Origin of the sequence: Alteribacter populi (assembly GCF_002352765.1) — a bacterium.
Taxonomy (GTDB): Bacteria; Bacillota; Bacilli; order Bacillales; family Salisediminibacteriaceae; genus Alteribacter; species Alteribacter populi.
Window position 1 is genome coordinate 2,124,521 of the sequence record NZ_KZ293963.1, and the last position, 14,955, is coordinate 2,139,475.

Genomic DNA, 14,955 nt, shown 5'->3' on the forward strand with positions numbered 1-14,955 from the left:
CTATTTATGAGTATGTCATTAGCTCAGAAATCATTCATATGAGAAGCATATGTAGTGTCTTCGGGCCTTTATAACTAAGGCTGTTTTCTAAAAGATTGTTGTTCTTGACACAAAATATATAAACTGCGACATAGAAGTAGATTGATTTCCGCTCCGGACAGTCGCTTTCCGCGGAAAGCGTAGTGTATTTCCGAAGCGGTAGGTGATGTCGCAGTTTATTTCAGCTGCGAAGATTAAAAGCAACAATACATACGAAAAGAACCATAATTAAAAGTGAAATATTAAACTTGGCTGATGCCTTCATAATTCTGAGCAAAGGGGATAATCATTTTTCTTTTTTATACACATCATCCATTTGAAATGAAGAGTTGCTTCTCGCTAAAAGTTCCGCATACTTCTCCTGTTTCAGCAAAAACTACTGACGATGATTTTGAACCGTTTCTAACAACCGCGAAGGAGGATTGAACATGCAACAGCAATATCAAACTCAACAAGGTCAACAGGTGATGCCTCAACCACCGAACGTTGTTACGAGTAAAGACCACCTGTATATTACCGACATGCTTTCCTGGAACTTACTTTGTATGAAAAAAGCTCACCAATTTTCACAGCAATGTCAAGACCAGCAAATTAAAGATGCGTTAGATCAAGCCGGTCGTATGCATTATATGCATTACCAAACGTTATTGACGCATTTACAAAATAACACCCAGCCCAATCAAATGCAGTAAGGAGAGTGAAAAAAATGAATCAAAATCAACCAGGCGGCGGTCAAGGTGGTATGAATCAGCAGCAGGCTAAAATTGAAAACCCGAAAACACAAACACCTGAATCCCCGCAAATGAATGACCGTGATTACATTAATGATATGTTATCAACGGAAAAGTATATGACAACTGCGTATAGTACTGCTTTAAACGAAGCCAGTCACGAAGGGTTATACAAGGATGTACAAAGCATCTTTAATGAGACTCAAAATTGCCAGCGCGACTTATTTAACCTTATGTTTGAAAAAGGCTGGTATAGTTTTGATGCCGCTACCCAACAAACATTGGATCAATCGCATCAGCAATTCTCAGGGTACAGTACACAGTTTCCGTACAATCAAAATAATCCTGTTTCATAAGTATAAACCTCAGCATCGTTCAACAAGCTCTATTTCCTGGGAGATTGAAGAACTTTTTGGCTTCTTCTGACAGACCAAAGTGATCTCGTAGCTTATTCACGGTGTAACGTTTGTCGCTAGACCTAGATATTTAAAACGTAGATTTTATGTTTCTTAACTCAAAACGCGTTTGGATATTTAATTATTCAGGCGCGTTTTCATTTTAGATTGAAGGAGGAACGAACTGTTCGCCCCTCCACCAATTGAAGTAAATTGTATTACTTATTATTCATCCACACATCACCATCTTTGTACGTCATTTGCTCCGGATAACGTAGGTCCACAACTTCCTCTTGTACTTTTTGTGTCGGTGCTTTTGTTCGCAATGAGACAACTACAATAGTAATGATGGCTGCAGCTGCTCCAAACACACCCGCACCTGTATCTTGAATCCCTGCAATCATAAAACTCCCGGATTGTGCAGCAAAAATATAGGAAAGAGTGACGAATAACCCTACCAACATACCCGAAATTACTCCAGGCCCGTTAGCTCGCTTCCACCAAACTCCCAGTAATAAAGCTGGGAAGAATGTACCAGAGGCAAGTGCGAATGCCCAAGCAACAATCTGCGTAATAACTCCAGGTGGATTCAATGCAATGAGTCCAGCTAAAACAGTAGCCGCTACAATGGTAATCCGACCTACAGCTAACCGGTTTTTGTCAGACGCATTTGGACGAAGCACACGGTAGTAAATATCATGTGCAAAAGAGGACGAAATCGAGATCATCAGTCCACCAGCTGTAGATAAAGCTGCTGCCATAGCCCCTGCTGCCATCAATCCAATAACAAAAATACCAAGGTTAGCTATCTCAGGTGTAGCCATCACGACAATGTCATTGGAAATCATCAGTTCATCCCACTGCAAAATGCCATCACCGTTATGATCAGCAATCTGCAATAAGTTTGTATTAATCCACGTCTCAGTCCAAGCCGGTAATTCGTCTATTGGCTGACCTACTACATTTCTCATTAGTATAAAACGAGAAAATGCTGCGTAGGCTGGAGCTGATAGATAGAGTAGCCCAATAAATAATAAGGCCCATGCTCCTGACCACCGAGCAGCTTTCATCGTGGACACTGTGTAAAAACGTACAATAACATGCGGTAAACCTGCTGTACCAGCCATTAAAGTAAACATAAGTGCCATAAATTGCCACTTCGATCCGTTTTCAAAAGGAGCAAAGTATTCAGACAACCCTAATTGTCGGTCGATTTCCCCTAACTCGGAGACAACCTGTCCGTACGAAACCCAGGGTAATGGATTATTGGTGATTTGAAGTGACATAAAAATAACCGGAATTAAATAGGCGATGATTAAAATGATGTATTGTGCTACCTGTGTCCAAGTGATTCCTTTCATCCCACCGAATGCTGCATAAAAAGCAATTAAAACAACACCAATAAGGGTTCCTACCTTAGCATCGACTTCTAGTAAACGTCCAATAACGACTCCAGAGCCAGACAGTTGTCCTATGGAATATGTAAAACTAATAATAATCGTACAAACAGCTGCTATCACTCTGGCAGTGTGGCTACGATAACGGTCACCGATAAACTCAGGAACAGTATACCTTCCATACTTTCTAAGTTGTGGTGCTAGTAGGAAAGTTAAGAGTAAGTAACCTCCTGTCCACCCCATAATATAGGCCAGTCCATCGTAACCGAGCAGCATCACTGTTCCAGCCATACCAATGAACGATGCTGCACTCATCCAGTCGGCCCCAATCGCCATTCCATTAAATGCCGGCGGGATACCGCGACCAGCTACATAAAAGTCAGAAGTCTGACGCGCCTTATTGTAAATGGCAATTCCAATATAAATAGCAAATGTAAGTAGTATTAACCCTAGTGAAACGAGAAACTGTACATTTTCCAACCGTCCATCCCCCTCTTAAGAAAATAACAATACCATTCGTCTAATCATATTTTTGAAGTACGTTTTAGGTTCGACCGTCGCTGTACTGTAGTTGTATTTTTGTAGTGAAGGTAATTCGGGTGGGTAGGAGCAATGGTTTCTTTGCTCTTCATGGTGGAGTTAGATGAGTAAAGCTTTAATGGTCTGCCGTCTTTCCATAACTCAACTGCTCGTTCGCCTCTTCGTCAATGCCATACTTCTGGTCAATGCGATCGCTTACTTTTGCATTAATAAATAAAAGGATAATAAAGGTTAGGATGGAGCCTTGTGCCCCCATAAAATAGTGGAACGGGAAACCAAGCACTGGCACTTGGAATTGAAGTGACTCTGCAAACAACACAACGCCAAACGAGACAACCAACCATATGCTGAGAAAAATAACAATATACTTATTCTTCTCTCGGGAATATGCATCTGCCATGGCCTTATCAATTTTCTTCATTAACTACCTCCCTCTCTCTTGAACAGTTATATGAAATTTAATTTTAGCTGCTTTCGTAAAGCTTGTTACTTTTTGAGCATTTATTCTGGCACGCTATGCGTGACAGGGTAAGCATCCGCTTTCATAACGCTCAAAAAAAAACAAACAGCTATAAGCGTATTTCTATTGCAGACTGAAAATGAATCTTACGGTTTCAAAAAATGGCGCGGGTACGAGAGCGATTTCTAAAGTTACATAGCCAATGATCGCGAATACTGGCAGCGACAAAAAAATAGGGCGTTGTTTTTTTATCGTTAAAATTACACTCGCAACAATAATAAATAAGAAAATTAATATCGTAATCACTAAAGCGAACCACCTCTCCTTTATGTAAAAATTTTATGCTTTTTCTCCGTTAGACTCACTTTGTTATAATACAGAATTTTTAGATAATTCTGTATATAAAAGTATGAGGTATCGAGTTTTATACGTCAACATGTATTTCTTTACTATTTTTTATTGAGACATTTTACCTACTATATAACAGTTTAAAACAGTAGTGCCTTCCTTATTTAATTTTAGCTAGATAACAACGTTTCAATATGAGTAATTTAAGTGTCTTTGGCAAATAGTATAATTATGACAACACCATCGATCATTTTTATTACATTACTAACCCTTTGGATAGCTGAGTGGTTTATTTTTAAAGAAAGTCCCCGGTTACGAAAGGAGGTTCTTCGTGTGAGATTTCTAGTAAAAGGGATGATCCTTTTTACTGTTATCCTCTCACTTGGTTCAGCATATCTGCTTGGGAAGTCGATTAACGAATCTATGCAGATGGCAAAAACGAGCGGACTGTTCTTTATGCTACTAGGCCTAATTCTACGCTATTGGACTTACGTGGTCACAAAAACATATTTTACACGGGGCATCCATCACGACGAAGAGCGGCCCTTATACAGTCACGGGCCTTTCCGGTTGCACCGCCACCCTTATCAAACAGGCTTTTTCTTTATCGTTTTAGGGGTAACTCTCTTTATGAGTGGACACTGGCTAGTTCTTATCGTTACTTTCACCTTACTTGGAAGCGCTCTTCATTACCGAATGAGCCTCGAAGAACGTATACTTCAGAACCGATATGGCGAAATTTATGAATACTGGTGTCGCCACAGATTCCGAATATTCCCATTTTTATATTAAAGAAAAGCGCAAGCGCCTTGGAGTCGTGCGACATAGGAAACTTGACTTATCGCCAAAAAAGGCGAAAGTCTTAGTTGATCTTGTACTTTCATCAAAAAATGGACTTATACAGAAAGTGCAAGCACTTTCGACTGGCAGATTGAAGCCGCTTTTTGGCTTCTTCTGACAGGCTAAAGTGACCTCGTAGCTTTCTCTTTCTCTGTTAGTCAAGCTCCGATGTGTATCCTCACGAGACAATCCTCAGCTTATTCACGATGTAATGCTAGTCGCTTGCGCTAGACATCGAAACGTAGATTTTTATACTTTCTTGACTTTTTAAGACAAACTGCATAGCGGCCTTTTAAAAAAGGAACCTCAAAAGGTCGGTTTTCGACCTCTTGGGGTTTTCTTGAAGCAATGAGCGATGTTTTCATAGTTGCGGGCACCATATGGAGCCATTGCAGTTATATTTATAGCACTTTTCAAAATGAATCTCTGAACTTATGCAGTATGTTCGGCTTTTTTGTCTTGAAGTTTTTTAGTGAATGTCTCTACATCTTCTGGTGTGATAAGAATCCAATCAAATGGCCTTTTGATAATAAGCCCTTCATCTAAAGCTGTACCAAACACCATGAGCATTGGGTATTCGTTACTCGTCCCTGACATAAAAGAATACCAGTATTTACGGCCATACAATTGAACCCCTCCGAGTTTAGTAAGCGGTTGATCGAGATTTTCTACCCACCTGATTTCCTCGTAAGGAATTCTCTGCAAGATATTTTTATTAAAATAAATGATAAGCTCTTTTTCTTCGAATCCATACTTCATCCTACCGTCGAGCCTCTGATTCCAGCCTAAATGCATACTCCAGTTCGTCGAGGCTGATAACGCTATAAACAAAGGTAACCATAGTACAACCATCGGATAATCAAGTAAAGAGAATCCGGGGTGAAACAATAGAAAAAGAAAACCTCCAGCTAAACCCGGTATCATGATTCTCTCTATCCATACCGTAAAAAGATCCGCTTTCCGGTACTTTCCGGTCAGTTTTTTTGTTTTAGCTGCCACAAATACAGAATCACTATGTTTATGACCAACGCCTGCCATATAATAACCACTCCCCCACAAAAACTCTCACACTTTACCCTACCACTTTTTCCAAATTATTCAATCCCTTCACTCAGTGCTGTTGTTGCCCACTCGGTGCCTGACCCCTGAACAATTGTGTAATAAAAGCCGCAGCCATTGATTGGCTGCGGCTTTTATGCTAAGCTGCGTCTTCGATCTTTTTCCAAAAGCGATCTTTCGCATTTTGGATTTGGCGCTCGCGTACTTCTTCGTTACGGATGTTTTCAAAGTTCTCGATTTGCTTGCTTTTCACATTATAGAAATGCTTTTGCTTATCATTAAATCCGTCTACAAAGTCGATTTCTCCACGTGGCTTCAGTTGAATAGTACCATCAAATTCACTGGACACACCTGTAACTGAAAGCACGTCTCCTTCAGTAAATACGATGTCATCATACTCTAAACCTGTCCGGTTATCCACACGTACTCGTACAGAGGACTCGTCACGTAAAGAAACCGCATCGAATTCAAAAGTACCAAAATCGTTAACCGACTCGAGATTCGCCACTTTTACGTACTCGACGTTTACAAGCTTAGCTTCATTTCCTTCCCCAACTTCACCTGGCATAAGAGTAATAGGTGTTGGAACCTCAGCCTCTCCTAAAACTTCCACAGCTTGCACGTCTGTAATTTGGCGTTCTCCACCAAAACTGCCTACAAGACCTGTAACTTTAATTTCATGACCTTTTTCTATATCCTCATCGCTCTGGAAGACATAGATTCCTGCTTCATCATCTTGTACGTAAAACCCTTTTTGTCCCCAAGCACCTGCGTCTGTTGTGGATACCCCGATCACAGTCACGAGCTCTCCTTCATCTAATCCGCGAGCTTCGGAAATGGAGACTTCTTGAGGAGTTGGTTCTTCCACCTCTTCCTCAATAAACTGCATATCTACTGGGTTTCTAAGTCCCGGTTTTGTGTGGTACGCTTCGAGGCTCCCCTCTACTAAAACGCGCTCTCCTACGTTTTGTGGATTCGACTCTAATCCGAACTCACTTCGGTAATCTGTAGTAATTTGAACAAATAGCATTTTATCTAAGTTCGTTTCATCTGGGCTATCTGCCAATGCGTAGTTAAAATCATTTGAGAATGGTGCTTCAAAATTAACACTTGTTCCTGAAACAACATGACCTACAATGTAACCTGCTACTTTCGCATCTTCACCTTGGTTTTCAATCGCTTCAGCTACAGTTAAGGCGTCTCCGGGTGCTGGTCCTGGTTCTTCGCCGCCTTCCCCGTACTCGATGGAAATGCGCTCCCCTTCAACATAGTCAATCGGTCCGTCGTGATTCGTAACATACTCAACGGTTGACTCCCACACTTTTCCGAACTCTTCGTCTACAACATTATCACCTAAGTTGTAGAATCCTTGCCCGTGCATGAAGTCGTTATAACCGACTGTAAATGTATCTGCATCTTCTACTTTTGTACCGTCAGTGTAGAACACGGTAATCTCATCAAAACGATTTGATGTCTCGTCTCCTTCCACTAATTCATAAGTCAATCCAGAAATTTGAACATCAACACCACTATGATAGTTTGCTTGTTCAAGAAGCACTTCTTTCAAGCGTTCACCATTTGTTTCTACGACAACAATCTCATTTCCGAAAGCATCTAAGCCTTCGATCATTTTATCTGTGATCACACCTGGTGCAATATTCCCTGAAATCGAGGAAGCGTTTAACACAGCTACATCCGCTTCTGTTTTCGAACGAACGGAATCAGTGTAAAGATTTCCTAAACCGCTGTCCCCTTTAGCATTATTTTCAGAGCTTAATCCATTCTCAGTCTCACCGATGACTTCACCTTCAATTGGCGCATCGTCTGCTACAGAGACGCTAATACGCCCCTCATCAGTAGAATAATCAATGTCTTGACCATCCTCAGTCAGTTTTTCGGAATAACTAATCATAGCCTCCGTCATTAAGCCAACCTCATCAACTATTTCTCCAACAAAGTCGTAACCGCCACCGCCAGTACCGATATAATCAGCAACAGCAACGGTATAGGTAGCTTCAGGATCTAATGTTTCACCATTAACCGTTAAATTTGCCTCGTAATAGTTTCCCGAATCATAGGTTAAAATCTCGTAATGCAGACCAGAAGTTTGCAAGTCTACTGAATTTCGACGGCTAAAAGAAAATTCAATTACATCTTGAACTGCTTCCCCCGTCATTTCAATTAACATAATTTCGTTAGCGAATGGTTCAACTGTAAAAATATCGCGCTTCGTTAATTCTCCGGGCGCAATACTGTCACGGATTCCCCCATTGTTTGTAAGGGCAATATCTGCATCCCCTGCATCTCTCATCGCATCTGTCCAAAAGTTTCCGAGTGGCGCATCGCGAACTGTACGACCATCACGACTCAACCCCGTGTTGGAATACCCGATCACTTCATCCAGAACTTCATCCATTTTGTCGTTCCAATAATCAATAATATCCTGAGTTGGCTGATGAACCTCTGTCAAATCACTGGTAGGCTGTAAAAAACCTTCCACATTTGTCACATCTCGAGATCCTTCGTTAACTGTAATCGATAAGTTCCCTACATGGCTGCCGTTTGCTCCAGCTTGCGTAATCGGAGTACCATTGACAACTTGAGGAGAATTTAAAATTGTGTGAGAATGTCCTCCTATAATCACGTCAAAAAAGTCAACATTTTCCGCAAGTTTGCGATCCTCTGTATAGCCGTGGTGAGTTAAGGCTATAAAAACGTCGACTTCGTCCGCCTTATCTGCATATTCTAGTGCCGTTTCAATTGGATCATGAAACTCTAATCCTACAATTCCTGCTGGAGCCGTAGAAGGAGGCGTTTCAGTTAAACCGAGAACCCCTACTGAAAGCCCTTCCAAGTCAAACTCTACATATGGCTCAGGCTGTTGGATTTTAATTGACTCATCTACTACTTCGGTGTTTGCACTGATCCATGGAAAATCAGACTCTGCTACCCGGTTTTGGAACTCTTCTTGACCATAGTCAAATTCGTGATTTCCAATCGTCAGAGCATCGAGCTGCATTTCATTCAAAACTTCAATAATCGGTTTGCCAAACTCTAAGTCTACTACCGGGTTACCACTGAAAATATCCCCGGCGTCTAAAAATAGACTGTGATCTACTGATTCACGCTCAGATTCAATATAAGCTGCCGCTTTACCAAGCGGATCAATCCCTGAATGAATATCATTTGTATGTAAAATCTTCAACTCAATCTCGTCACTATCCGCGGCTTTAGCTGTTGGTGTTAACCCCAGTGCTCCTACAGCCGTTTGAAAAATAAGAAAAAACGCCATAATGAAGGTAAATACTTGCTTGTAACCTCGTTGTTTCTTCATTGTTTCCCTCCTTAAAAATTGTCCTACAATTTCATATTATTGCGTGTTCAAAAAGAAGGATAAAAAAAGCTTCGACAGCTATATTCCCTGAATTTTTTGAACACCCTCTATTATAAGACACATATTTACACAGTTTTACTAGCTTCTAAGAAAATAGTTACATTTTCATAAACAAATAGGTCAATTTGTTTATAAAACTTTATGCCCTAATTTATAAAACAATGTAAAAAGTCATAAATTGTACGGGGTCTGTCCCCCGAACTTTTTGTGCGGGGACAGTCCCCGCACAATTTTTACACCGCCATCAAAAAAACACTGGCCGCAGCCAGTGCTTTTTCTATTTACTTTTATGAGGTTTTCTTTAAGAATCCTGTGTATTTGCGGTCGATTAGTTGGCTCTCAATTCGTTTCATCGTATCAAGTGCAACACCCACAACGATGAGTAAGCCGGTTCCGCCAATTTGAATCGATGCCGGAAGACCCATGGCGACCGTAAAGAAGACAGGTATGATCGATACAGTTGCTAAGAACAGGGCTCCCACAAACGTAAGACGGTATAATACGCGAGTAATGTAAACCTCCGTCGTTTTGCCTGGACGAATACCTGGTACGTATCCGCTTTGCTTTCGCAGATTATCCGCCATTTGCTCTGGGTTCACTTGTACGAATGTATAAAAGTACGTAAACCCAATGATTAATGCGACAAATACAACCATTCCGATGGGTTGCGTCTGATCAAAGTTTTGTACAACCCAATTAGCAACCGGATTTGATTGATCAAAGAAGTTTGCGATTGTCGGTGGGAAAATGAACAGAGACATCGCAAAGATAACCGGGATAACCCCTGCTCCATTTACTTTAAGCGGTAAATGTGTGGATTGTCCGCCAGTAGGACGCCCGCCCGCTGCCATTTTCTTTGCATATTGTACTGGGATTTTACGCAGCGCCTGCTGAACGTAAATAACCCCGACGACAATTGCTAATACCGCTAATGCTAAAAGAAGAATAATGACAACGTTCATGAAAATCTGTTCGCCCGCCCCTTGAATATATGTAGCATAAAGCTGGTTTACACCACCTGGAATTGCTGCTGCAATACCGGCAAAAATTAATAATGAAATCCCGTTCCCAACACCATTTGCAGTAATTTGCTCACCTAGCCACATGAGGAAAGCTGTTCCTGCAGTTAGCACGATTGCAATCAACAAATACGTTACAAATGACGGATTAGGTACGAGACCTGGCATTAAATTATTAAATCCGATGGACATTCCTAATGCTTGAACGAAAGCAATTCCCACGGTGCCGTAACGCGTAAATTGTGCAAGCTTTTTACGTCCAGATTCGCCTTCCTTTGCCCATTCAGCGAATTTTGGAACAACGTCCATACGAAGTAATTGTACGATAATAGATGCAGTAATATAAGGCATAATTCCGGTTGCAAAAATCGAAAAGTTCTCCAGTGCACCGCCACCAAATGTGTTTAAAAATCCGAATGCTGCCATTCCTTCAAAGTCAATGACACTTGCATTTACCCCAGGTGCTGGAATATGAGCACCGATGCGAAAAACAATAAGCATTAATAAAGTAAAAATAATTTTGTTTCGTAGATCCCCTACTCGAAAAATATTACGAAATGAATGAAACATACTTGCACCTCAACCCCTTCTGATGTCCTCTCCCATAAAGAAGTGAAATTCTTAAGTAATGAAGCCTGTCCATCACTTTGGACTACGCCCCCTCGCGTCTCCCACAATCCCCATATCATTTCAAATGAACTGAACTTCTCCAAAATAATTAAGAGGATAAACGTAATGTTCTACTAGTTTAGCACAAAATCCTCCAAAAGTTTTGAGAATTTTCTATATTCGACAAAACAGGTGTTATTTTGCGCGTTTTTTGCAAGACAAAAAAAGAGAATTACCGCGCGTGTAAGCGCCGACGTTTTTCAGCATTCAGCAAACCAAATCGTCCATCGATCTCGATCTACAATAGACTTAACATCGATATTTTTATCCCATTCAGCTTTAAGTTTGGAAATGAGCTGTTCAATTTCTTCATCTGTAAGTTCAAATAAAATCGAACGCCCTTGACGAGTTCGAAGCGAATGAGCAAGTTCACCAAAGCTTTCATAAACCTCTCTCGCTTCCCATATTTGTTGCTCTCGAACCGTCTTAAACCCCGCTTCCGTTAATGCCTCCCTCACATCGTAAGAAGAATGACGCCGTTTCTTTTCTATTTCTTTTAACCTTGGAAACAAAGAAAAAAAGTATCCTCTCAGATGAGTAGCACTACCTGGTAAAAAACAATCTTCTTCCGTCCGGTCTTGAATGATCACCGAACCTCCACCGCGAACGATTCTTTTCATCTCTTTAAAAAGGGGATTCAATTGCGAAATATGGTGGATGACTGCCCGGGTTAATAAAAAATCAAAGGATTGATTCGGAAACCCTGTCTGATCTGCTTTTCCTAGCTTGAAATTAACCTTTTCATTGCTACCTAAAGAGTCTTTTGCTGCATCAAGCATCACTGGGGATTGGTCAAATGCCGTTATTCTTCTTGCACCTAATTGAAGCAGCTTTTCCGTATAAATTCCGCCACCACAGCCAATATCTACACCTACTTTATCCTTGACCTGAACTTCCTTGCCAATGAGCGCCATCCAAGCATCGTCAACTTTCCGATTCGCATACACTTGTTCATTTTTCCGATCAAAAAAATTAATAGACACTGGAAAACCACCTTCCAATTGATCTAACTACCATTATATAGCAAGAACCTTCCGCAGACACGAAACGAAAGTACTAAGAAAAATTCCGTAAAACCGCACAGCGGTCTTCTATTAATAACAGCGTCAGCTCGCATGTTTTTAAGTCTCAAGGATGCTTTTCCCTTGAGACGCACGGCCTGAAGGTAGCTGTCCGCTCTATACTTTCTCATCTCTCAAGAAAAGTGTAAGGAGCCCGCTAATCGGTTACATGCAAATGTTCTGTTCGATAAAAAGTGCTCTTTACTTTTAATTCGGCAGGTTATTTGACAGGAGTCGATGGCGCCTGGAGCTAGACACTTAAACGAGATTTTTATGCTTTCTTAACTCTTCAAAAAAACACCGTCATTTAACGGTGTTTTCCTATTTCACATCATCTGGATTCGGATTCTCATGTTTTTCTTTTAACACCTCTTCAAAAACAGAAGGTGGTTTCTCTTCATGGGTGATGAGTGCCTTACCAAGAATATTTTCAAGATCACCAACAGTTACCGGTTTTGCTTTAGGCATAAATTCATAGCCCAGCTGTCCATTGGCTTCCAATGTACCAATTTTGACATCGGCAAAACTTGAAATGCCATTTTGTCTAAGCCTTAATTCCAGTTGATCAACAGTAAATCTTAATTTTTTCAACTTATCATATTGAATCTGGCCATTTAAGATAACAACTTGTGATTTTCCTGTAATAAGCTTCTCTAATGTATTACTTTTCACCTGAATCCATTCGAACAAAATTAGTATCAAAATAAAAATCATAGCTGCCCCAACTGTTCTCCATATACTATCTTCAATAATAGGTTGAATGATAATCGCACCAATGGAGATCATGACAACAGTTTGAGCTACTGTCATTTGGCTAATTGATTTTCTTCCAGAAAGCCTTAAGAGAAGTAAACCCGCTGGCACTAATATTAACGATTCCCATATAAAACTAAAATCCACAGCTATCACCTATGTATAAAAAGAGTATAGATTATAGCTTTACCGGTTTTTGTAAAGTTATGTCTTACTTTTTATTTAAATTCGCTTTATTGTGAGGAAAAGGGCAGTGTTCGAATACAATGTGAGAAACCTAGGAAGCTCTCTGGATCACATTAAATTTTGCTAGCATAATACACGATAAAGCGCTCCATATAACCCCGATTCTCCCTTAATTTGACTGGTGTAAAGCCGTTCACTAACTTCACTTTGAACCGGATTATGAAGGAGAGGCTTCAACTTTTCCTTAATCAAGGTTAGAAACTCCGGATGATTGTTCATAACTCCTCCGCCTATTACTACAACATGAGGATCTAGGATTGAAAATAAATGCTGCAAACTAAAAGCAAGATATTGTGCTGTTTTACGCATAACAACAGCTGCAGTTGGGTCACCTTCATAATATTTATTAAACACTTGCTCTGTAGTCATTCCAGAGTTGTTGTACAATGTTTTTCCGGCAGCTTCTATTGCAGGTCCTGAAGCGAGCTCTTCTAAGGTTTTAACATTCTCACTTTCCCTATAAGTAGAAAAGCCTATCTCTCCAGCCATCCCTGAACCTCGGATAAAACGACCTTCGCTTATAATATAAGCAGAAATTCCGGTACTAACGGTTACATAGACAAAGGTCTCTTTCTTTAAATCAAACGTCTTCCATTCACCATATGCAGCCATAGCTACATCATTATCCATCACAATTTCAGCATGACAAAACCTTTCCTTAAGCTGCTTGGCCAAAGGGAAATCTCGCCACGGTAGATTATTTTGGTAGACTGCTATGCCATTATTTGAATCAACTTGTCCTGGCACCCCTAGTCCAATTAATTTGATATCGTCTCTCTTTACTCTCGCTAATTCTAGCACTCTATCAAAAGCGAAACATAAAGAGTGGAAAGCAGACTCAGAACTTTGTACATCGTTCTTTACTTTAACCCGATGTGTCATTTCCCCATTTTCGTCAGCTAATGCTGCAGAAATTTTCGTCCCTCCAATGTCTGCGATTAATATCTTCTTCACATAAATGCCCCCTTAAGAAAGCTTCAACTTGACCACTTGTGTTAAGTTGCGAGGCTCATCAGGGTTGTACCCTAATTTAATCGCCCGGTGAAAAGCTAGAAGCTGAAGATGCGGAACATTAAGAACGAGATTATTACGATCAGATAGCGTTCCTCCATGATTGATAACATAATCTGCAGAAAAGTCAGTCGTGAACTGGCCTAATACCAGCACTGAACCTTTGAATTTCTGAATGTCACGAACGAGCTCTTGATCAAGAGTTTCCGTACTAGATTGTGAAGTCATGACGACGACGGTTGATTCATCGACAATCGAGATCGGTCCATGTCGAAGCTCAAGCGTAGAGTAGCTCTCACACTCTGTTTGGGTCATTTCTTTCAGCTTTAATGTCGCTTCCTTCGCTATACCATTATTCAACCCAGTACCTAGGAAAATAAAACGCTTATTCGAAAGATTATCAGCAATAGGTTTGGTTACCTCCCATTTTTCTAATAGCTTACTTGTTAACGAAGGTACTTGCTTTAACTCAGACAAGTCGACCCCTGAAGAAGCTGTTTTCGCTCCAAAAATTTGCAATGCAAACAACATATTAGAAAAAGATTGTGTCATGACAACACTTTTCTCTTTAATGTGTTCAAGTGAAATAACTTGATCAGATAGCTTTGCCATTGGACTATCTCCATGACAAGTAACAGAAAGAGTCTTCACATTTGAACGCTTTTGTAACATTTCCAGTGCTGCTACCACCTCGGAAGTCGTTCCAGAGCGCGAAATAGCAACTACATTGTAGCTCTTACCTTTAAGAAGGCTGTTATCAGGATGCATGAAAACCTCTGAAGCAGGAAGGGCTGTTCCTATTTTCCCTGTCACCTCCTGAAAATAGCGTGCAGCAGACAGGGCAAGGTAAAATGAAGTGCCACAACCGATAAAGAGGTGCACATCCGCATCATTTTCACTAAATACCTGGTTGTTTACTACCTCATAAGTCCTCTCTAATTGATTCGCTTGGTTTATGATTTCTTCATATGTGTACATAAATAAATGACCTCC

General features: G+C 40.6%; 13 protein-coding genes. 3 read left to right on the forward strand and 10 right to left on the reverse strand.

Translation table 11 applies throughout. From position 1 onward, the window contains the following. Window positions 1–467 precede the first annotated feature (467 nt). The gene (locus CDZ94_RS10400; protein ID WP_096436781.1) at window positions 468–731 is read left to right on the forward strand and encodes a hypothetical protein; all 264 of its coding nucleotides are present in this window, start codon (window positions 468–470) and stop codon (window positions 729–731) included. Window positions 732–781: 50 nt separating this feature from the next. Then, window positions 782–1,126: a spore coat protein gene (locus CDZ94_RS10405; protein ID WP_096440737.1), complete on the forward strand. Its 345-nt coding sequence runs from the start codon at window positions 782–784 to the stop codon at window positions 1,124–1,126. 257 nt (window positions 1,127–1,383) lie between these two features. On the opposite strand, the gene CDZ94_RS10410 is transcribed toward CDZ94_RS10405, so the two are convergent. The 3 genes from CDZ94_RS10410 to CDZ94_RS10420 form a co-directional block, all read right to left on the reverse strand. Beyond that, entirely contained in the window at window positions 1,384–3,042 is a 1,659-nt protein-coding gene (locus tag CDZ94_RS10410; RefSeq protein ID WP_096436783.1) for a sodium:solute symporter family protein, read from the reverse strand. A 175-nt stretch (window positions 3,043–3,217) separates the two neighbouring features. Continuing rightward, window positions 3,218–3,523 (reverse strand): DUF4212 domain-containing protein, encoded by a 306-nt coding sequence (locus tag CDZ94_RS10415; protein WP_096436785.1) that lies wholly within the window; start codon window positions 3,521–3,523, stop codon window positions 3,218–3,220. A gap of 162 nt (window positions 3,524–3,685) precedes the next feature. After that, a complete protein-coding gene (locus CDZ94_RS10420; RefSeq protein ID WP_096436787.1) occupies window positions 3,686–3,868 on the reverse strand; it encodes a hypothetical protein in 183 nt (60 codons plus the stop codon). Between the two features lie 375 nt (window positions 3,869–4,243). Between CDZ94_RS10420 and CDZ94_RS10425 the strand changes: the two genes are divergently transcribed. Beyond that, complete coding sequence (locus CDZ94_RS10425) at window positions 4,244–4,702, forward strand: methyltransferase family protein (protein ID WP_157812116.1); 459 nt, start codon at window positions 4,244–4,246, stop codon at window positions 4,700–4,702. Between the two features lie 480 nt (window positions 4,703–5,182). Here the strand turns inward: CDZ94_RS10425 and CDZ94_RS10430 are convergent, their stop codons facing one another. The 7 genes from CDZ94_RS10430 to CDZ94_RS10460 form a co-directional block, all read right to left on the reverse strand. Next, the gene (locus CDZ94_RS10430) at window positions 5,183–5,788 is read right to left on the reverse strand and encodes a PH domain-containing protein (RefSeq protein ID WP_096436791.1); all 606 of its coding nucleotides are present in this window, start codon (window positions 5,786–5,788) and stop codon (window positions 5,183–5,185) included. Window positions 5,789–5,948: 160 nt separating this feature from the next. After that, window positions 5,949–9,143, reverse strand: coding sequence for a 5'-nucleotidase C-terminal domain-containing protein (locus tag CDZ94_RS10435; RefSeq protein WP_096436793.1), 3,195 nt, complete (start codon window positions 9,141–9,143; stop codon window positions 5,949–5,951). 347 nt (window positions 9,144–9,490) lie between these two features. After that, window positions 9,491–10,792 carry a preprotein translocase subunit SecY gene (secY, locus tag CDZ94_RS10440; protein WP_096436794.1) on the reverse strand — a complete coding sequence of 434 codons (1,302 nt, stop codon included), beginning with the start codon at window positions 10,790–10,792 and terminating at the stop codon, window positions 9,491–9,493. Between the two features lie 299 nt (window positions 10,793–11,091). Further along, the gene (locus CDZ94_RS10445) at window positions 11,092–11,874 is read right to left on the reverse strand and encodes a class I SAM-dependent methyltransferase (protein WP_096436796.1); all 783 of its coding nucleotides are present in this window, start codon (window positions 11,872–11,874) and stop codon (window positions 11,092–11,094) included. 399 nt (window positions 11,875–12,273) lie between these two features. Continuing rightward, window positions 12,274–12,852 (reverse strand): DUF421 domain-containing protein, encoded by a 579-nt coding sequence (locus tag CDZ94_RS10450; protein WP_232735700.1) that lies wholly within the window; start codon window positions 12,850–12,852, stop codon window positions 12,274–12,276. 162 nt (window positions 12,853–13,014) lie between these two features. Beyond that, window positions 13,015–13,905 (reverse strand): ROK family protein, encoded by an 891-nt coding sequence (locus tag CDZ94_RS10455; protein ID WP_157812115.1) that lies wholly within the window; start codon window positions 13,903–13,905, stop codon window positions 13,015–13,017. A gap of 12 nt (window positions 13,906–13,917) precedes the next feature. After that, window positions 13,918–14,940, reverse strand: a complete 1,023-nt coding sequence (locus CDZ94_RS10460; RefSeq protein WP_232735699.1) for an SIS domain-containing protein — start codon at window positions 14,938–14,940, stop codon at window positions 13,918–13,920. Window positions 14,941–14,955 lie beyond the last annotated feature (15 nt).

What these genes read in the sequence shown, in the direction of transcription:
- secY (WP_096436794.1), bottom strand. Translation starts at nt 10,792, where the DNA reads ATGTTTCATTCATTTCGTAATATTTTTCGAGTAGGGGATCTACGAAAC.
- CDZ94_RS10405 (WP_096440737.1), top strand. Translation starts at nt 782, where the DNA reads ATGAATCAGCAGCAGGCTAAAATTGAAAACCCGAAAACACAAACACCT.
- CDZ94_RS10400 (WP_096436781.1), top strand. Translation starts at nt 468, where the DNA reads ATGCAACAGCAATATCAAACTCAACAAGGTCAACAGGTGATGCCTCAA.
- CDZ94_RS10430 (WP_096436791.1), bottom strand. Translation starts at nt 5,788, where the DNA reads ATGGCAGGCGTTGGTCATAAACATAGTGATTCTGTATTTGTGGCAGCT.
- CDZ94_RS10415 (WP_096436785.1), bottom strand. Translation starts at nt 3,523, where the DNA reads ATGAAGAAAATTGATAAGGCCATGGCAGATGCATATTCCCGAGAGAAG.
- CDZ94_RS10435 (WP_096436793.1), bottom strand. Translation starts at nt 9,143, where the DNA reads ATGAAGAAACAACGAGGTTACAAGCAAGTATTTACCTTCATTATGGCG.
- CDZ94_RS10460 (WP_232735699.1), bottom strand. Translation starts at nt 14,940, where the DNA reads ATGTACACATATGAAGAAATCATAAACCAAGCGAATCAATTAGAGAGG.